Source organism: Planococcus sp. CAU13 (genome assembly GCF_000775575.1).
In the GTDB taxonomy this organism is placed as follows: domain Bacteria; phylum Bacillota; class Bacilli; order Bacillales_A; family Planococcaceae; genus Planococcus.
The window spans coordinates 1-19,734 of the sequence record NZ_JRGN01000330.1; the positions used below are offsets into that span (position 1 = coordinate 1).

Here is a 19,734-nt window from a genome sequence, read left to right on the forward strand (position 1 = left end):
CGGATGCCGCCGCCCACCTGAACGTTTACATTCAGTTTCGCAGCTTCAATGACGATTTCATTGTTGATCCGCCGTCCATCTTTGGCGCCGTCCAAATCGACCATGTGAAGCCACTGGGCACCAGCTTCCACAAATTTCACAGCCATTTCGACAGGCGAATCGCCGTACACCGTTTCCTGACCGTAATCGCCCTGGAACAGGCGGACACATTTGCCGCCTCTCAAGTCAATTGCCGGATAGATTTGAAAATTGCTCATTTTTATCCCCCCTGACGTTCGCAATCCATTGTTCCAATAAATAATGGCCGAAATCACCGGATTTTTCGGGATGGAATTGCATGCCTGTAATGAGGCCCTTCCCGACAACTCCCGGAACTTCAACATTGCCATACGATGCAGATGCAAAAACTTCTTCCGTTCTTGTTTCCGTTATATAAAATGAATGCACAAAATATACATGGGTGTCACTTTGGAGGCTTTCCAGCCAAAATGGCATGGAGTTAAACTCCAGGCGATTCCAGCCCATATGCGGAATCCGGTAAGTTCCTTTTTCAAAACGGCGCACTTTGCCTGTCAGCAGGCCGAGACCTTCCGTCTGCTTTATTTCCGCACTTTCCTCATATAATAATTGCATGCCCAGGCAGATGCCGAGAAGCGGAATTCCTTTTTGCGGCAATGACCGGATAAAATCCGACAACCCTTTTTCAGTCAGCAGTTTCATGGCGTCCGGAAAAGCCCCGACACCGGGCAGAAGAATCGCTTCCGCCTCCAGCAGCGTCTGCGGGTCATCCGACATGATGACGGTGCAATCCAGTTTTTTCAAAGCCTGCTCGACACTGAACAGATTGCCCATGCCGTAATCGATGATGCCGACGATCATGTGAGCAGCCCCTTTGTGGAAGGCACTCCTTTGACGCGCGCGTCGATCATCGTTGCTTCATCAAGCGCACGGGCCAGCGCCTTGAAAACAGCTTCGATGATGTGATGCGTATTTTTTCCGTAATGAATGATGACGTGGACATTCATGCGGGATTCAAGTGCGAATTTCCATAAAAATTCATACACCAGCTCCGTATCGAAATTGCCGACAGTGGCATTCGGGATTTCACCTCTGAATTCAAGGTGTGGCCGGTTTGAACAGTCGATGACCACCTGTGCCAGCGCATCATCCATCGGCACAAACGCATTGCCGTAGCGGCGGATTCCTATTTTATCGCCGAGCGCTTCACGGACCGCCTGCCCCAATACGATGCCGATGTCTTCTGTCGTGTGATGGTCATCGATATGTGTGTCTCCATCCGCTTTGATCTCCCCGTCAAATAAACCGTGTTTGATGAACAGGTCCAGCATGTGGTCCATGAAAGGGACGCCTGTATCGATATCCGCTTTCCCTTCGCCATCCAGTGAAAATGCTATATCCACTTTTGTTTCATTCGTATTGCGTTTCAATTCCGCTCGTCTCATCATAGATTCTCCTTTTTCCATTGCCGTGATTCAACAGCGCGCGCATGCGCTTCAAGTCCTTCAAGCCTTGCCAGCCGGGCAATCTTCTCTTGGTTTTCGTGCCATGCCTGTTCGCTGTAGTGGATGATGCTCGTCCTTTTTAAAAAGTCATACACGGATAACGCACTGGAAAACCGTGCTGTGCTGTTTGTCGGCAGAACATGATTGGTGCCGGCAAAATAATCGCCGACGGGTTCGGATGAATAGCGGCCAATAAAAATGGCGCCGGCATGCTTGATGTTGTCTGCCACCCCTTCCGCATCGGCTGTCATAATTTCCAGGTGTTCCGGTGCCAGCTGATTGGCCGCATGGATTAATTGGTCCATGGATTCCCCCAGGTAAATGGCGCCAAACCCGTCAATCGCCGCTCTTGCGATGGATTGCCTCGGCAATTCCGCCAATTGCCTGTCGATTTCAGCGGCTACAGTGTTCGCCAGGTTTTCATCATTCGTCAAAAGGACTGCGCTCGCCATGGAATCGTGCTCGGCCTGGGACAATAAATCCGCGGCAATTTCATCCGGATAGGCGGTATGGTCTGCAATAATTGCAATTTCACTCGGACCCGCAATCATGTCGATTGCGACATCACCATTCACTTCGCTTTTTGCCAGGGCAACGTAAATGTTGCCGGGACCGGTGATTTTATCCACTGGCGCGATGGATTCCGTGCCATAGGCAAGAGCCGCTATCGCCTGTGCCCCGCCGGATTTATAAATCTCATCGATTCCCAGAATATGAGCCGCCGCCAGAACACCGTCCGACAAAGCACCATCTTCTGACGGCGGCGAAATCAGCACAATACGCTCGACACCCGCCGCCTGGGCCGGTATGACATTCATCAGAACGGACGAAGGATAGGCCGCCGTGCCTCCTGGAACATACAGGCCGGCTGATTCGATGGCAGTCACACGCTGTCCGACATATGAACCGTTATCATGAGTGACTTGATAGCCTTTCTGCTTTTGGTTGTCATGATAGCGCCGGATATTATCTGCGGCTTCTGTCAGGTCGCTCAATAATTGCGGATCAAAACGCGCAACCGCCCGTTCTGTTTCATCCCGGCTGACGCGTAAATCAGTGAGTTCGGCGTTGTCCCATTTTTTTGCGAAACGGAATAAAGCCGCATCACCTTCTTCGCGCACTTCCCGGATTATATTTTTTACTGCCTGCAGCTGTTCATCTGACGCAGCTGCTGAACTTCTTCTGATGGATACGTCAGAAGACAGTCGTGTAATTTTCATGTTATCGCCTACTTTCTCAAACGCTTCACAAGTTCATCGATCCGCTGCTGCTTCAACCGGTAACTGACAGGGTTCGCAATGAGGCGTGAAGTGATATCCGCAATTTTATCGTACTCGACCAGTCCATTTTCCTTCAGGGTTTTACCGGTCGACACAATATCCACAATGCGTTCTGCCAGGCCGATCATCGGCGCAAGTTCGATTGAGCCGTTCAATTCGATAATTTCCACCTGCTCGCCGCGGCTCCGGAAAAACTGCGATGCGATTTCGGGATATTTCGTCGCAATGCGCGGCGTCATTTCGTCCATTTCTGTATTCGGCAAACCCGCCGTCGCAATATAGCAGCGGCTGATTTTTAAATCCAGCAGTTCGTGTACATCACGAACCTGCTCAAGCAATACATCTTTTCCGGCAATGCCGATATCGGCTACGCCGTGCTCCACATAAACCGGCACATCCATCGGTTTCGACAGGATGAACCGGAATCCTTCCTGGGGAGCTTCCACGATCAATTTACGGGAATCATCCAGTTCAGCCGGCAAATCGAATCCCGCCTGCAGCAATAATTCATATGCTTCTTCAAAAATGCGCCCTTTCGGCATCGCAATCGTCAATTTATCCATTTTGTCCACCATCCAGTCGGATCACCTGGCTGAAAAGAGAGCTGAATTCATCCAGCGCATTCACTGCCGGAGCGAATTGAAGCGTCGCATTCACGCCTGCCTGCCGCAATTCCAGAGCTTTCTCATGTGCCAGATCTTCATTGTCTTCATTGAATAAAACGAGGGCATTTTCCGTCTGCTGAACTTCAGCCGGCATCGCTTCCAGCAGGCGGTCGACCCGAAGCCCGAAACCGGTCGCGCCGACATGCAGGCCAAATTGTTTCATCAGGCCGTCATAGCGCCCACCGTTGCCAAGCGGAAATCCGCTGCCTTTGCCATAAACTTCGAACACCATGCCGGTGTAATACGTCATATGGCTCATGAATGAAAGATCGTACGTGATATAAGGCTCCAGTCCATTGCGGTCAAGAATGGATTTTAATCGCTGCATATCTCCATATAAAGAAAGCTGGATGGCATCATCCTGATCAATCCACGGCTCCCAATCTTCAAGGCGCGTGGCATTCATGATCGATTTCAGGGAAGTTTTACGTTCCGCTTCAATCGTGAGTCCATCGACCAGGTTCTCATAGGCAACTTTGTTTTTGGCAACCATCTCGGCGCGCAATTTTTCGACCATTGCTTCCTCAAGCCCATAGCCCCGCAGCACCTGCTGCAGGAGCTGTGTGTGTCCGATGACAATCCGCCCTGAATCGATGGCGAGATCACGCAAAATTTCAGTGGCGAGCAGAATGACTTCTGCATCGGCGTACAGCGACTCATCTCCGATCAATTCGACGCCCATTTGTTCAAATTCCGCAGGGCGTCCGCCTTCCCGTAATTGAGCGCGAAAGACATTCGAATAATAACCGAGTCTTACCGGCATCTTCTCTTTTAATAATTTCGATGCGGCAACACGGGCAATCGGCGATGTCATATCAGGACGCAGCACGAGCGTCTGGCCCTGATTGTCCAGCAGTTTGAAAAGCTGATTATCGGCAATGGCAGATATTTTGCCGATTGTTTCGTAGTATTCAAGACTCGGCGTCTGCAGCATTTCATAGCCGTACTGCTCCATTATCTTTATACCCGCTGCGCTGAGTTTAGACTTCCTCTTTACTATAGAAGGAAAATCATCGCGCATGCCCAGAGGTTTCTCGAACATTTCAATCAACATGGTTTCACTTCCTATTTATGGATATTTCGCTTTAGTATGCTAATGTAATAAAGTAATTATTATTTTAGCGCATTTTAGGGGAGATGGTCAAGAATAAGCAAAAAAAATCCCAGGAGCTATTGCTCCGGGGATTCCTTCTGGCGCTCGGCCATTTGTTCGGCTGTGTAAATCATTTGCATTGGATTGCCACCGACAAAAGCGCCGGCCGGCACATCTTTATGAACAAGCGTTGCCGCAGAAACGATTGCTCCGTCGCCAATGGTGATGCCCGGCAGAATCGTGCTGTTCGCTCCAATCAGGACACGGTCACCGATGATGACATCGCCGAGACGGTATTCTTCAATCAGATACTCATGTGCCAGGATTGTGGTGTTATACCCGATCACGGAGTTCTTTCCGACAGAAATGCGTTCAGGAAACATGACATCCGGCATGACCATCAAAGCAAAAGACGATTGCTCCCCGACTTTCATGCCCAGGAAGTTTTTATACAGCCAGTTTTTCATCGGCAGAAAAGGCGTATAGCGGGCCATCTGGATGACAATGAAATTTCTTGCAACTTTCCAGAATGGCACGGTTTTATAGATATGCCAAAGCGAATTCGGGCCGGTGACAAAATGCCGCTCTGTCCTTCTCATAGCTCTGCCTCATCTGATACTGCCAGTTTTCTCGTCATGCAGAAAACACTTCCTTCCGGTTTTCTTCAGCTCTGCGCCATAAATACGAAACAAAGATGGTCAGTGCCAGTGCCGTAACCACCCGAATTGCCAACAGCGGCCAAATCGGGATTCCGAGCGGGATGAAAATAAGTGTATCTTCCACAATGGCGTGACAGGCTACGAGGAATATAAAGATCAGTGTCGCGTCTTTTTTGCTGACCCCGTCTTCCTGCACCGCCTGAATCATGACCCCCGCTCCCATCGCCAGTCCGAAAACAAGACCGGAAGCGAGTGTCAGTGAAGCATTCTTCTGAACGCCCAGAATCCGTGTCAACGGGCCCATCTTGTCTGAAATACGATTCAGGTATTTCGTGTCTTTTAATATCTGGATGGCCAGCATCAACGGAATCACGATAATCGCCAATTGGAGAACACCGAAACCCGCCTTCTCCAGACCGAGCAGGAATATTGCCAGCCAGCCTTCCGGCGCAGCAGCTGCTTCAGGGGTAAAACCATATTGGGCAATTTCTCCCCCGCCTGACCACACGAGATTGATGATGATACCTGACAGCGCCGCGAGTCCGAAGCGGACCACCAGCACCACCCATAATTTCACACCAACTTTTAGCGCCACACCTGTTTCGATGAAGATATTATGGGAGAATGACAGCATCACGGCCAATATGAACACTTCTTTGACGGTCAGTTCGAGTGACAATATACCGGCAATTCCGGCATACAAATTCAGCGCGTTCCCCAATACCAGCGGAATCGCTGCATCGCCGCTTAATCCGAATATCCCCATTATCGGTGCTATCAGATCAATGACGAATGGCAGCACCGGAGTAAATTGAAGCATGGTCACAAGCAATGTGATCGGGAAGATGATTTTCCCGAGCGACCAAGTAGTTTTTAAGCCTGCCTTCAGACCATTTTTCAACGTTGACATTCTTTCATCGCTACTTTCTGTTTAACGAATAAACACTCATGTTTATTTCTTTTTCTTATTGTTTTTATTCTTGGTTGAATTATTTTGCTTCTTTTTCGGTTCCTGCGGTTCATCCAGATACCTTGACGGATTTGGAATCGTTACTCTGCGGTAAACGATCAGCACCACTGCGATGATGATTGCAAGCACAGATACCAGCTGCGCCGTCCGCAGGCCTTCAATGCCAAATACGTACAGGCTGTCCGTACGCATTCCTTCGATAAAATAACGTCCCACTGAATACCATATCATATAGAAGAAAAACATTTCCCCGCGCACCAGATTGACGCGGCGCAGCAACAGCAGAATGATGATTCCGACCAGGCTCCATAAGGACTCATACAGGAAAGTCGGATGATGATACGCGCCGTCTATGTACATGTGATTGATGATCCAGTCCGGTATGTAGAGATTTTCCAGAAATGCCCTGGACACTTCACCGCCATGCGCTTCCTGATTGATGAAGTTGCCCCATCTTCCAATCGCCTGGCCAATGAGGATGCTCGGTGCCAGAATGTCTGCAACTTTCAAAAAGGGTGTATTGCGTTTTTTCGTAAAAATATAGGCGACAATCACGGACATGATCAATGCCCCGTGGATCGCCAGTCCCCCGTTCCAGATGGCAATGATTTCACCGGGATTGTCTTTATAGCTATCCCATTCAAAGATTACATAATAAATCCGCGCTCCAACAATCGCAAGAGGCACTGCCCAAATCAGCAGATCCGTCAAAAATTCCGGATGCATTCCCCTTTTGACCATTTCACGCTGCCCAACCAAAAATGCGATGACGATACCGGTTGCAATAATCACCCCGTACCAATGAACATCTATCGGTCCCAGACTGAAAGCGACCGGATCAATCGACCCTAAAACTGAAAACATTTCCTGCACCTGCCCATTCCTTTAATTTGTATCCTGTGAAATCACATCGTCCAGTCGTTTTGAAAATTCTTCTGCCGCATTGACGCCCATGAGTTTCAGACGGTAATTCATGGCGGCAACTTCGATTATAACCGATAAGTTCCGTCCCGGACGGACAGGAATGGTCAATTTTGTCAAATCAGTATCGATGATGCGCACTTTTTCTTCTTCAAGTCCCAGGCGGTCATACGTTTTCTCTGCATCCCAAATTTCCAGGTCAATCACAAGGGAAATCCGTTTGAACGTACGGACGGCACTGGCCCCGAATAAAGTCATGATGTCAATGATGCCGACACCGCGAATTTCAAGCAGATGCTCAATCAATTTCGGCGGATGGCCGACCAGCGTATTCTCGCCTTCCTGGTGTATTTCAACGCAGTCGTCAGCAACCAGCCGATGCCCTTTTTTCACAAGTTCCAGGGCTGTTTCACTTTTCCCGACGCCGCTTTTGCCGGTGATCAGTACGCCTACCCCGTAAATGTCCACTAAAACTCCATGTATCGCCGTGGTAGGCGCCAACTGGCTTTCCAGATAATTCGTCAGCAAACTCGAAAAGCGTGTCGTTGACATTTTTGTGCTTAAAACCGGTACATGCCGTTTGGAAGACGCGTCGATCAATTCCTGCGGCACTTTTTCTTCGTGCGCTATAATAATCGCCGGCGTATCGTCCGTACATAATTTCATCATCCGGTCTTTCCGGTCTTCGGCATCGAGCATGGCAAAAAACGATAATTCCGTTTTCCCCAGCAATTGTACGCGGTTTGCCGGATAATGCGTAAAGTATCCAGCCATTTCAAGACCTGGCCGGGAAATATCACTGATTGGAATATGGCGGCCAATGCCTTCTTCGCCACTGATCAGCTTCAAATCGAAAGTTTCCATTACCTGTTTAGTACTAACCTGCCCCATCTTTTCCCCCTCATTCCTCTTCTGCGAAAATTTGAAATCTCATTTCATTTAGGTTCGTTTTTACGCATTAATGTAATTATTCTAACATGGATAGAATCAAATTAAAGCAAAGCTGACTCTTTTTGATATCATGCATCTGTTAAACTGGTATATATATCATTTCCAGAACCTTCAGATTAGACAATAAAAATATGAAAAGAGGGATTTATATGTATGAACCAAAAATGAAAGAACATGATGGGGATGTAATTGAATTTATTGAAAGCGTGGAAAATCCTAAAAAGCGTCAGGATGCATACCGTTTATTGGAAATCTTCGAGGAACTTTCCGGCCATCCTCCGAAGATGTGGGGACCCAGCATTATCGGTTTCGGTTCTTATCATTACATTTACGCCTCGGGCCATGAGGGCAATGCACCATTGGTAGGATTTTCTCCGCGAAAAGCGAAAATCAGTCTTTATATCGGCACAAGCGAAGGGGAAAACGAACCTCTGCTGAATGAACTGGGCAAGCACACCTCCGGCAAATCCTGTGTCTATGTCAATAAGCTGGATGATATTAATGAAGATGTTCTGAAAAAGATAATTGCCAAATCCATTGCTGACATTCAGGAATTATATCCTGCCTGATTCGGGGCGCCGCCGGGCATGACTGCTGCTCGGTGGCGTTTTTTAGTTTTCTGAATCCTTCTCTGTTTTTGGGTTTGTATGCATGGTACAATTTTACATATAGAGAATGCATTAAAAAATTGGGGGAAACAACAATGGAATTAAATCCGTTTTTATCCATCTGGACGCGGCCAAAAGAAACTGTCCGGCAATTTATCGATCATAATAAACTTGGCTTATCGGTACTTCTAACCTGCATCGCAGGAATTGGCACTGCGATTACAGCCATGCAGGAGTCAGGCTGGTTCAGTGATCTGGGTCCAGCCGGATTGTACAGCAGCATCCTGATTGCCGGCATTTTAAGCGGACTGCTGAATGTGGGAATAAATACGCTGCTCTATACAGGCATCGGCAAATTATACGGCGGCCATGGCAATATGCGTGACATGGCAACTGCGATGGGACCGATGATGATGCCGCATATCTTCATCCTGCCGGTACTGCTGATTATTGTGTTCATCTACGGAGAGCAATTTTTTGCCGCCCCTGCGGACTTCGCTCTTACCAATCTGCCGCTTGGCATTTTTCTTCTGGTGACTGTGCTTACATTGTTTGCTTCCATCTGGACTGCCATCATTACATCCAAAGCCATCGGAGTGGTTCACGGGTTTTCCAGCTGGCGCGGTTTCGGGGTATTCATGACCGTCGTCGGCCTGGTCATACTGATCACCCTGCTCTTCTTCATCGGCCTCGTAATGTTTATGATCTGACAATAAATTCTTGCATAGAAAAAGCGGACGCATTGGATGCGCCCGCTTTTTAATAGTTTATTCGACTGTCAGGTAACGGACCAATACAGATCCTGTTTTCGTTTCACCATAAACAAGCAATGGCGCTGCAGTTGGAGCGGCTCCGCTTTCTTTTGAAAATCGGATTGTTTTCTGCATGAATTGGCCCTGTTCATGGGTGTGGTCGACATCTGATAACAGGACATCCATTTTTCCAAGGTTGGAAGACACCTGGCCTTTTAACGGCAAGTGGGAAGGAATGTATAATTCCACATTGCCCGCCAAAGTTTTCGCTTCCACTTTACGCGCTTCTTTGCAGCGGGAAGTCACAACGACGTTGCCATTCAGCGATTTCGACTCAATCGTCTGAATATCGCCATCCACATAAATCCGCCCATTCAACGTTTCCGTTTCGAGCACTTTGCCTTTAACATCCTGTATGTGAATTGCCCCGTTCGCAGTTTCCAGCTCAGCATCATCGAATTCTCCATTCTTCAATTCGATTTTACCGTTGGCTGTTTTTACTTTCAATAAAGCTGCATCGATGCGCTTCATCGAAAAACCGCCATTGAATAGACGGACCGTTATTTGATTGAATTGTTCAGCGGGTACATAAAGGACAATATTTACTTGCGTCGTTTTCAATTCACTGATGATCCGCAGTTTATTGTCGTTTGCGATGAAGATAAATTTATCCTGAAAATCACGTTTTGCCTGTTCTTCGGACTCTGCCCGGTAAGCTTTGACACTGCATTCCGCCCGCAGTGTTCCATCCTGGGAAGGATAGATTTCAAGATGGCCATTTGCAATATCCGCTATTACCGTGCTGACTTCCACATCTACTTCTGTAAAGCTTTGATTGAATTGAAAAGCCTCACCGAAAGGCGAATCAAATTCCATCGTTTTCAATTTGCCGACTGAAGTCTGCATGAACTGCATCATCCGGTCGCCAAGCTGGTTGATGTCATTTGAGACGTTTTTCGAGAAATCTTTTGAAAGATCCTTCGAGAATTTCTTGACCATGTCTTCAGGTCTGAACAGTCCCCGTCTTTTGGGCTTATCGCGGCGTCCGTAGTCTTCCCTGCTATAGGAGGATTCACGTCCCGCACTGCCTCCACCATCGATCGCCTTCAATAATTCAACTGCTTCCCGTGCCGTGATTGTGCCTTTTTCAACCATATCCAATATGCGTTCTTTTTCACTTTGCATGTATTGCGGCCTCCTCATCGTTCGTTTATAAAAAATATTTCTTATTCATATGATACGTTCGGTGCCTGAAAAGGTTTCATTTGGCCACTTTTTTCCGGCGGCTCGCTTTGTTCACTTTTGCTTCCATCCGTGCCCGGTCGCGCTCAAGGATCGGCTTCAGATATTTTCCGGTATAGGACGCTTCAACAGCAGCGATTTCTTCCGGTGTTCCGGTAGCGACTATCGTGCCGCCTTTATCGCCGCCTTCAGGACCGAGGTCGATGAGGTAATCCGCGGTTTTGATGACATCGAGATTATGTTCGATCGTCAGAACCGTGTCGCCGTTATCGACGAGGCGCTGCAGCACTTCCAGCAAACGGGAAATATCATCAGCGTGCAATCCCGTTGTCGGTTCATCGAGTATATAGAAAGATTTGCCGTTGGAACGCTTATGAAGTTCTGAAGCCAATTTAACCCGCTGCGCCTCACCGCCTGACAAAGTGGTTGCCGGCTGGCCCATCGTCACATAGCCGAGGCCGACATCTACAATCGTTTTCAGCTTGCGATTGATTTTTGGAACGTTTTCGAAAAACGAATAGGCGTCTTCAACAGTCATCGCCAATACATCGGCGATGCTTTTATCTTTGTATTTCACTTCCAGCGTCTCTCTATTATAGCGCTTGCCATGGCAGACTTCACACGGCACATAGACATCCGGCAGGAAATGCATTTCTATTTTAATAATACCATCTCCGCGGCATGCTTCACAGCGACCGCCCTTGACATTGAAACTGAAACGGCCTTTTTGGTAGCCGCGTACTTTCGCTTCATTAGTTTTGGCGTAAACATCCCGGATGTCATCGAACACCCCTGTATAAGTAGCGGGATTCGACCGCGGTGTGCGACCGATCGGTGACTGGTCGATATCGATCACTTTTTCAAGATCTTCGAAACCTGTCACCGATTGGGCTTTGCCCGGTTTGATTTTTGCCCGGTTCAATTTACTGGCCAATGTCTTGTAAAGAATTTCATTGACCAATGTACTTTTACCGGAACCGGATACGCCCGTGACTGCTGTAAAAACGCCGATCGGGATGTCGACGTCCACACCTTTCAGGTTGTTTTCGCTGGCTCCCCGGATCGAAATGGCACGATCGTCCGGCTGTCTCCGCTCAGCAGGCAGCGGGATGAATTTCTTGCCGCTTAAGTATTGCCCTGTCAGTGACTTCCGGTTCTTCATCACTTTTTCGGGTGTCCCGGCCGCAATGATTTCTCCGCCGTGGACGCCGGCTCCCGGTCCGATATCAATCAGATAATCCGCAGCCAGCATGGTGTCTTCATCGTGCTCGACAACAATCAGCGTATTGCCGATATCCCGCATGTTTTTCAGTGTATTAATAAGCCGGTCATTATCCCGCTGATGCAGCCCGATCGACGGCTCATCCAAAATGTAGAGGACGCCCGAAAGACGGGAACCGATTTGGGTGGCCAGACGGATCCGCTGGGCTTCACCGCCGGACATTGTGCCCGATGCCCGGTTCAGCGTCAGGTAATCGAGGCCGACATTAATCAGGAAGCCAAGCCGCTCTTTGATTTCACGCAGGATCAATAATGAAATCTGCATATCTTTTTCTGACAGCTGCAGATTTTTGAAGAACTGATCCGCTTCCACAATCGAGAATTCGGAAACTTTCCCGATATGGAGGCCATCCACTTTTACTGCCAGCGATTCCGGTTTCAACCGGTGGCCGGTGCATGCCGGGCATGGCTGTTCCGCCATGTATTTTTCCATTTGTTCGCGGGTATAATCGGAAGATGTTTCCCGGTAGCGGCGATCGACGTTGGATAAGACGCCTTCGAAATAAATATGGTTATCGCGTGTCTGGCCATATTCATTTGTGTAGCGGAAGCGGATCTTTTCATTTCCGGATCCTTTCAGAATCAAATTGACATGTTCCTCGGGCAATTCGCTTATCGGGGCATTCATATCAATTTTGAAATGCTTGCACATTGCTTTCATTAATTGCGGATAATATTGGGAACTCGTCGGTTTCCAGGGAGCCACTGCGTGGTCGTTCAATGACAGGCTCCAATCCGGTATGACAAGATCCGGATCCACTTCCAGCTTGTGCCCAAGGCCATCACATTCAGGGCATGCGCCGAATGGCGAGTTGAACGAGAACATGCGGGGCTCAAGTTCACCGATGGAAAATCCGCAGATCGGGCAGGCATGATGTTCACTGAACAGCAGTTCTTCCTGCTCCATTACATCCACGAGCACCCGTCCATCTCCCAGGCGCAGAGCCGATTCAAGTGAATCGCTGAGCCGCGGCGCAATTCCTTCTTTCATGACGATGCGGTCGATCACTACTTCAATCGAATGTTTCTTGTTTTTGTCGAGTTCGATATTGTCATCCAGGTCAATCAGGTCCCCGTTGACCCTGACACGGACATAGCCCTGTTTTTTAATGTCTTCGAATAGTTTGGCATGGGTCCCTTTTCGTCCTTCAACAAGCGGAGCCAATATTTGCATTCTGGTGCGTTCCGGATAAACGACCAGCCGGTCCACCATCTGTTCGATCGTCTGTGAAGATATCTCGATGCCGTGGTTCGGGCAGATCGCCTTGCCGACCCGGGCGTACATCAGCCGCATATAATCATAGATTTCAGTCACGGTCGCAACGGTGGAACGCGGATTTTTACTGGTCGTTTTCTGGTCGATTGAAATCGCCGGCGACAGGCCTTCGATCAAGTCCACATCGGGTTTATCCATCTGGCCCAGAAACTGCCGTGCATAAGAAGACAGCGATTCCACATAACGGCGCTGCCCTTCTGCGTATATCGTATCGAAGGCAAGCGAAGATTTGCCCGATCCCGATAAACCGGTCATGACAACCAGTTTATCGCGGGGGATTGTTATATCGATGTTTTTCAAATTATGCGCCCGCGCGCCCTGTATCTTTATTTCCTGATTTCTCAATTCGCTCACCCTTCCGCTTTCAGTTCAAGCACTGTATCGCGCAGCTCCGCTGCCCGTTCGAAATCGAGCGCTTTTGCTGCTTCTTTCATTTCCTTTTCCAATAAAGTGATCAGCTTCATGCGATCTTCTTTTTTGAGTTTCTTGCCAGCTGTCGCTTTTGATACGTATTCTTCCGCTTCTTCCGATGCCACTGTGGCACGGATGACGTCGCGGATTTTCTTTTGTATGGTTATCGGCGTGATGCCGTGTTCTTCATTGTAGGCGGCCTGGATGGTACGGCGGCGTGTTGTTTCATCTATCGCTTTTTGCATGGAATCCGTTATTCTGTCAGCGTACATGATAACCTGGCCGTTTGCATTCCGCGCAGCCCGGCCCATCGTCTGGATAAGTGACCGTTCGGAACGGAGGAAGCCTTCTTTATCGGCATCCAGAATCGTGACGAGTGATACTTCCGGAATATCAAGGCCTTCCCGCAGCAGGTTGATGCCGACCAGCACATCGTATACACCCATCCGGAGTTCACGGATGATTTCAATCCGCTCAAGCGTTTTAATTTCAGAGTGCAGGTAATTCACTTTGATGCCCGCTTCTTTTAAATAGGCTGTCAGATCTTCCGACATTTTTTTCGTCAGCGTCGTCACCAGTACGCGCTCATCCCGCTCTACGCGCTGCCGGATTTCATCCATCAGGTCATCAATCTGTCCTTCGATCGGACGGACTTCAATCGTCGGATCGAGCAGCCCGGTCGGCCGGATGATCTGCTCCACCATCTCCGGTGTATGTTCCAGTTCATATGGACCCGGTGTCGCAGAAACGAATACGGCCTGATCGATGTGATTTTCGAATTCTTCAAACGTCAATGGCCGGTTGTCCATTGCCGAAGGCAGACGGAAACCATGGTCGACGAGCACTTTTTTGCGTGCCTGGTCACCATTGAACATGCCGCGCACCTGCGGCAGTGTCACGTGGCTTTCATCCACGACCAGCAGGAAATCATCCGGGAAATAGTCAATGAGCGTGTACGGCTGTGCACCCGGAGGCCGCAAAGTCAGATGGCGTGAATAGTTTTCGATTCCCGAACAGAAGCCCATCTCCCGCATCATTTCCAAATCATAGCGCGTGCGCTGTTCAAGGCGCTGTGCTTCCAGCAGTTTGTCTTCTGCCCGCATTTCCTTCAGCCGCTCTTCCAGTTCAGCTTCAATATTTTCAATGGCTTTCACCATTTTTTCTTCACGCGTGACAAAGTGGGAAGCCGGAAAAACGGCGACATGTTCCCGCTCACCGATAATTTCACCGGTCAGCGCGTCCACTTCCCGGATACGGTCAATTTCGTCTCCGAAAAATTCCACACGCAGGCACCGTTCGTCCCGCGATGCAGGAAAAATCTCCACCACATCTCCCCGGACACGGAACGTACCGCGGATGAAATTTATATCGTTGCGTTCATATTGCACATCAACAAGCTTCCGCAATAATTGGTTGCGTTCAATTTCCATCCCTTTGCGCAGCGACACGACGAGTTCCCGGTATTCTTTCGGGGAACCGAGCCCGTAGATGCATGACACCGAAGCAATGACGATGACATCATCCCGCTCGAACAGCGACGATGTGGCAGAGTGGCGGAGCTTATCGATCTCATCATTGATGCTTGCGTCTTTTTCTATATACGTGTCGGATTGCGGCACATACGCTTCCGGCTGATAATAATCGTAATAGCTGACAAAGTATTCAACAGCGTTGTCCGGGAAAAATTCCTTGAATTCGCTGTAGAGCTGTCCCGCCAATGTTTTATTGTGGGCCATGACAAGCGTCGGCCGTTTCACCTGCTGGATGACATTCGACATCGTATACGTCTTCCCTGTACCGGTTGCACCGAGCAAAGTCTGGAACCGCTTGCCGTTGAGGATGCCTTTCGTCAATTCGGCAATGGCCGCCGGCTGGTCTCCGGCAGGTTCGTAAGGAGCCTGAAGATTAAATTCCTGTTTCATTTGTAAAGTCCCCCCGTTTTTCAATACCTTTATTTTATCATATGCCCTAAAATTCCCCTAACAAAAAGCGAACGTATGTTTTTCACCGCATTTTTTCGGCATAAAAAAAGAACCGTTCACGGAGAACGGTTCTTCTGTCAGTCAGTATCTTCACACTTCAAAGCCTGCAATTGCCGGCTGTATTCGTAGAATGCATTGCGATCATTGGAGTCCAGGGCGTCGTCAATCAGTTTCATGAGCTGTTCTTCCTGCTGGGAGCGGTGTATATGCTTAAGGAAGAGATCAAGATAAATCTCATTCAATAATTTCTCCGCTTCGGAAACTTTCTTTGTTTGAGCCATCGCCTTCATGAAATCAGCATAAGAATAATAGTTTTCCATTCTACCTCACCCCGAATGCTTTTCATTAGTATACATGATAAATAATAAAAGAACAATAATTATTTAGAAAATTCCAACGATAAGTAAGATGGACTTATTTCAAAAATTAAAAAGATTGTATATTTTCCAATTATTATTATAATAGGTAGAGTAAAGTAAATTTCGGGGGTGTTTTAGCATGGGTCGAAAGATTTATAATCCGTTTTCATACACAGTTTGCAATAATACATATGCGTTAATTCCACACATCGATGGCACGCGTCTGCTGACTCGGGTTATTGAAGACCGCAGCGACTTCCTGGTAGAACAAACGGCTTATAAAACTATTACCGGCTCGTGCTCGTTCTACCGGGGCTCGCTCCAAAGCGCCACCCTGTACGCCCAAAAAGCTGTGGGAGTCAAACATAAACCACCAATCATCATTGGGGAATATTACGGAAATCCATTAATCTTTTTCCCTACCCATTCCCCTAAAAACAAAGAATCCGTCTGGCTCAATTATGACGCCATCGATCTGATCGAAAGCGATGAGTGCGGTGGCAGCATCGTTTATCTCGGAAACGGACAATCCGTTCCTTTGGATGTATCCGCCATTGCGCTGCGGAACCAGCATTCGTTTGCCGGATCACTGCGGCGCTATTTCAAAAAAGCACAGAATCAGCAGCGACAGCAATTGACCTATATCACAAAACGCCCGATGCCGATCCGCAGCCGGCACCCATCCGATTAAACGTTCATCTCAACCAATGAAAAATAAGCGCGGATCAGTTCCTCCACCCGGTTGCGCAGGCGCAGATTCAAATAGCGCCGGTGATCTTCATAGCCTCTGTGATAAAATACATATTCGGTAAAGGTGTCGTCTCCGGCGCCCCGCACCAGTTTCATCTGGTGTGTCCGCATATGTATTTTTGTCTGGTTCAGTTCTTTCTGCACCTGCTTTATGGCCCCTTCCACCAATTCCAGGTACGGGCGCTTCAGTTTAAAGGAGCCATTTTCAATGATCACCCGGTCCCGTTCCAGCACAATCAGCACCATGGGCAGATAAATCATATTTTCAAAATGGACAATCTCTTCCTGCGGAATCAAAGGCATCTCCTCACCACCTTCACGAATTAACCTGTGCACAGATTCTGTCTGCCGAATAAAACAGAACACGCGTTCTTATTTCTAATTGTACTCCCTATTTCCGCAAATGCAATATGGTAAACATAAAAAAACCTCCGCGCTGGATGCGCGGAGGTTTATTTGATGGAGCGGTAGACGAGCAGAGAAGCCACGAAAGCGCCGGAAGAAACCCATAAATAGGGTTCGTGCTCAAACCAGACGGAAATGGAAATGCCGAGAAATGCCAGGATGCTGAATATGCCGGCAAACATCCTGCTTTGGAGATCTCTCCGGTATTCGCGTATGCGGCCGTCACGGTTTTCAAGATAATGGCGCATCCGTTCAGGTTCCTCCAGGTAATTGATGACTTTCTGCGGAAACGCACGCAGCGGTCCGGTCGAATTGAGGATCCAGCGCAGCACATCGCCCCGCCCGAACACTTTCTCTCCCTCTTTTTGTGAAGAAGCCCATTCGAGAATGCGGGGGCGTGCCAGCGCCAGCAGATCGACTTTCGGATTCAGCACATGCAGCACTCCTACAAAGATGGAAACGGCACGGCCAAAAAATGCAAACTCCGATGGGAGCTGGACCGGCTGGGTGCGGACAATATTTTGAATATCATGCAGCAGCCTTTCAACAACGAAACTGTCCATATCCATCAGTTCATTTGATTCGTAGGCCGTGACGAGCCGGGCAATCGTATCTTTTAATACTTCGCGGTCCGCATGCGGCAACAGGAAACGAAGTTCCTCCAAACCGGTCAGCACCTGATCGTAATTTTTGAAAATAATGCCTTCCGCAATACGCAGGATCGCCTGTGAATCGGATTTCCGGATTACTCCGGTCATTCCAAAATCGATCAGCACAATCGTGCCGTCTTTCTTCAGCAGAATATTGCCGCCGTGCGGGTCCGCATGGAACTGCCCTCCGTAAAGCACCTGCTCCAGAAACAGGATGAACAGACGCTCTGAAATCTCAAAGCGGTCAATTCCATTCTTTTCAATAAAAGCAAGATCCGTAATACGGGCTCCTTCAATCCAATTCATGACCAGTACATGGCGGGTCGACAGTTCATCGTAATAAACAGGAAACTGGATGCCGTCCATTTCATTAAAGCGTTCGGCAAAGCTCCGGCCATTTTGCAGTTCCTGCAGGAAATTCAATTCCGCCCCGATCGTCTCGGTCATTTCCACATATAATTTTGTAAAATCGACCTGCTTGGTGTAACGGGTGAATTTGCGCGCGAACCAGATAACAATGCGGACAGCCTTGAAATCAGCACGCAAAATGCGGCTCGTTCCCGGACGCTGTACTTTGATTGCCACTTCAGTCCCGTCTTTCAGCTCCGCTTTATAAACTTCTCCTATGGAAGCGGAGGCGACGGCCTCGTCGGAAAGCCGGTTTAAATACGTACTGTGATCTGTGTTCCATTCCTGTTCAAGAACCGACACGATTTTTTCACGGGAAACCGACGGCACTCTGTCGGTCAGCCCTTCGAGTTCAGCCAGAAAAGTCGGCGGCATGATATCGGCGCGCGTGGACAGAAACTGCCCCAGCTTGATCATCAGGCCACCCAACTGGAGAGCGAGCACCTTATATTCCTTGGCCATCGCGGTGACAAGCCTGTTCCATTTCTCTTCAACAAGCGGATTCCAATTGCCGCGGTGGCGCCTTTGGAAGAACGTTGCCCGCATGAAAAAACTCAAAGCCATGAAAACGATTCGGGTAATGCGGATAAATGCAATCTGGTTCATAAACGGCGTCCCTCCTTGAGTACATTATAGGGACTGATGGCGGAATAGTCCAAAAAGTGGTATGTTTTTACTGGATGGCAAATAATTAAAGGGGGATGAAAATGGAATCAATCCATTATGAACAAAAGGAAAATCTGGCTTTCATCACATTGAACCGCCCGGATGCGATGAACGCATTTAATTACGATATGCTGCTCGAATTGGGACAGGTGGTTGAGGCGATCCGCATCAACCCGGATATCCGCGTCGTGATCTTCATGGGTGCCGGCGACAAGGCTTTCAGTGTCGGAGCAGACTTGAAAGAACGGAAAACGTTGACCGATCAGCATGTCAAACGGAATATCTATAAAATTGGCGAAGTCTTCTCCACAATCGAGAATCTTCCACAGCCGACCATCGCCATGATCAACGGCTATGCGTTCGGCGGCGGCATGGAGCTGGCGCTTGCCTGTGATTTCCGGATCGCCGCAGACAATACATTGCTCGGCTTGACGGAAACCAGTCTTGCAATCATTCCGGGGGCAGGCGGAACGCAGCGGCTGCCGCGGCTGATCGGGGAAGCGAAAGCACTGGAGCTGATTCTGACAGCACGCCGCCTGAAATCTGCGGAAGCTTTGGCATACGGCCTGGTAACACGCATCGCACCTCGGGAAGATCTGGCGGAAGTGACGGGCGCATTTGCCGACATGATGCTTGCGAACGGCCCTATCGCGTTGCAGCAGGCGAAATTCGCCATCAAGAACGGCATGAACGCCGACCTGCAGACCGGGTTGCACATTGAAAGAAAAGCGTACGAACTGACGATTCCGACTGAAGACCGCGTGGAAGCGCTGCTCGCATTCGGTGAAAAGCGCAAGCCGGTGTTTAAAGGGAAGTAATAGTTGCGGTTTAATAACCGATATTACGCAAAATAGCTTCGCTTTCCTGGGGGCTTGCGCTGAG

General features: G+C 48.7%; 20 protein-coding genes. 4 read left to right on the forward strand and 16 right to left on the reverse strand.

The features are described from left to right. The 10 genes from KW93_RS15395 to hprK form a co-directional block, all read right to left on the reverse strand. Positions 1-257 (reverse strand): HisA/HisF-related TIM barrel protein (locus KW93_RS15395; protein ID WP_033543935.1); only part of this gene is annotated, 257 nt, incomplete at its 3' end. After that, positions 226-879 (reverse strand): imidazole glycerol phosphate synthase subunit HisH, encoded by a 654-nt coding sequence (gene hisH, locus KW93_RS15400; protein WP_033543936.1) that lies wholly within the window; start codon positions 877-879, stop codon positions 226-228. The genes KW93_RS15395 and hisH, both read right to left, overlap by 32 nt. Then, positions 876-1,463, reverse strand: a complete 588-nt coding sequence (gene hisB, locus KW93_RS15405; protein WP_442956628.1) for an imidazoleglycerol-phosphate dehydratase HisB — start codon at positions 1,461-1,463, stop codon at positions 876-878. Before hisB ends, hisH begins: the two co-directional genes overlap by 4 nt. Further along, complete coding sequence (gene hisD, locus KW93_RS15410) at positions 1,463-2,743, reverse strand: histidinol dehydrogenase (RefSeq protein WP_033543938.1); 1,281 nt, start codon at positions 2,741-2,743, stop codon at positions 1,463-1,465. Before hisD ends, hisB begins: the two co-directional genes overlap by 1 nt. A gap of 8 nt (positions 2,744-2,751) precedes the next feature. Then, on the reverse strand, positions 2,752-3,366 hold the full coding sequence (gene hisG, locus KW93_RS15415) for an ATP phosphoribosyltransferase (protein ID WP_033543952.1): 615 nt from the start codon (positions 3,364-3,366) through the stop codon (positions 2,752-2,754). Then, on the reverse strand, positions 3,359-4,522 hold the full coding sequence (locus KW93_RS15420; protein ID WP_033543939.1) for an ATP phosphoribosyltransferase regulatory subunit: 1,164 nt from the start codon (positions 4,520-4,522) through the stop codon (positions 3,359-3,361). The genes hisG and KW93_RS15420 overlap by 8 nt, the downstream gene beginning before the upstream one ends. Positions 4,523-4,638: 116 nt before the next feature. Further along, a complete protein-coding gene (locus KW93_RS15425; RefSeq protein ID WP_033543940.1) occupies positions 4,639-5,160 on the reverse strand; it encodes an acyltransferase in 522 nt (173 codons plus the stop codon). 34 nt (positions 5,161-5,194) lie between these two features. Further along, a complete protein-coding gene (locus KW93_RS15430) occupies positions 5,195-6,130 on the reverse strand; it encodes a nucleoside recognition domain-containing protein (protein ID WP_033543941.1) in 936 nt (311 codons plus the stop codon). Positions 6,131-6,172: 42 nt separating this feature from the next. Next, entirely contained in the window at positions 6,173-7,054 is an 882-nt protein-coding gene (lgt, locus tag KW93_RS15435; protein ID WP_033543953.1) for a prolipoprotein diacylglyceryl transferase, read from the reverse strand. A gap of 21 nt (positions 7,055-7,075) precedes the next feature. Continuing rightward, positions 7,076-8,002, reverse strand: a complete 927-nt coding sequence (hprK, locus tag KW93_RS15440) for an HPr(Ser) kinase/phosphatase (protein ID WP_033543942.1) — start codon at positions 8,000-8,002, stop codon at positions 7,076-7,078. A gap of 209 nt (positions 8,003-8,211) precedes the next feature. Between hprK and KW93_RS15445 the strand changes: the two genes are divergently transcribed. Together KW93_RS15445 and KW93_RS15450 are read left to right on the forward strand one after the other, a co-directional pair. Beyond that, positions 8,212-8,631, forward strand: a complete 420-nt coding sequence (locus KW93_RS15445; RefSeq protein ID WP_033543943.1) for a DUF1801 domain-containing protein — start codon at positions 8,212-8,214, stop codon at positions 8,629-8,631. A 134-nt stretch (positions 8,632-8,765) separates the two neighbouring features. Continuing rightward, positions 8,766-9,380, forward strand: coding sequence for a YIP1 family protein (locus tag KW93_RS15450; RefSeq protein ID WP_033543944.1), 615 nt, complete (start codon positions 8,766-8,768; stop codon positions 9,378-9,380). Positions 9,381-9,437: 57 nt separating this feature from the next. Here KW93_RS15450 and KW93_RS15455 read toward each other — a convergent pair whose 3' ends face one another. The 4 genes from KW93_RS15455 to KW93_RS15470 form a co-directional block, all read right to left on the reverse strand. Further along, entirely contained in the window at positions 9,438-10,607 is a 1,170-nt protein-coding gene (locus tag KW93_RS15455; protein WP_033543945.1) for a DUF4097 family beta strand repeat-containing protein, read from the reverse strand. Positions 10,608-10,683: 76 nt separating this feature from the next. After that, positions 10,684-13,566, reverse strand: coding sequence for an excinuclease ABC subunit UvrA (gene uvrA, locus KW93_RS15460; protein ID WP_033543954.1), 2,883 nt, complete (start codon positions 13,564-13,566; stop codon positions 10,684-10,686). A gap of 5 nt (positions 13,567-13,571) precedes the next feature. Further along, positions 13,572-15,554: an excinuclease ABC subunit UvrB gene (uvrB, locus tag KW93_RS15465; RefSeq protein WP_033543946.1), complete on the reverse strand. Its 1,983-nt coding sequence runs from the start codon at positions 15,552-15,554 to the stop codon at positions 13,572-13,574. Positions 15,555-15,691: 137 nt separating this feature from the next. Continuing rightward, entirely contained in the window at positions 15,692-15,934 is a 243-nt protein-coding gene (locus tag KW93_RS15470; protein WP_033543947.1) for an IDEAL domain-containing protein, read from the reverse strand. 178 nt (positions 15,935-16,112) lie between these two features. Between KW93_RS15470 and KW93_RS15475 the strand changes: the two genes are divergently transcribed. Further along, complete coding sequence (locus KW93_RS15475; protein ID WP_033543948.1) at positions 16,113-16,664, forward strand: competence protein ComK; 552 nt, start codon at positions 16,113-16,115, stop codon at positions 16,662-16,664. Here the strand turns inward: KW93_RS15475 and KW93_RS15480 are convergent. Further along, a complete protein-coding gene (locus KW93_RS15480) occupies positions 16,661-17,026 on the reverse strand; it encodes a hypothetical protein (RefSeq protein ID WP_033543949.1) in 366 nt (121 codons plus the stop codon). The two genes, KW93_RS15475 and KW93_RS15480, sit on opposite strands and share 4 nt — an antisense overlap. 149 nt (positions 17,027-17,175) lie before the next feature. Then, a complete protein-coding gene (locus tag KW93_RS15485; RefSeq protein ID WP_033543950.1) occupies positions 17,176-18,792 on the reverse strand; it encodes an ABC1 kinase family protein in 1,617 nt (538 codons plus the stop codon). Positions 18,793-18,893: 101 nt separating this feature from the next. Here KW93_RS15485 and KW93_RS15490 point away from each other — a divergent pair, with 101 nt between their 5' ends. Continuing rightward, positions 18,894-19,670, forward strand: a complete 777-nt coding sequence (locus KW93_RS15490) for an enoyl-CoA hydratase-related protein (protein ID WP_033543951.1) — start codon at positions 18,894-18,896, stop codon at positions 19,668-19,670. The last annotated feature ends 64 nt before the right edge of the window (positions 19,671-19,734 follow it).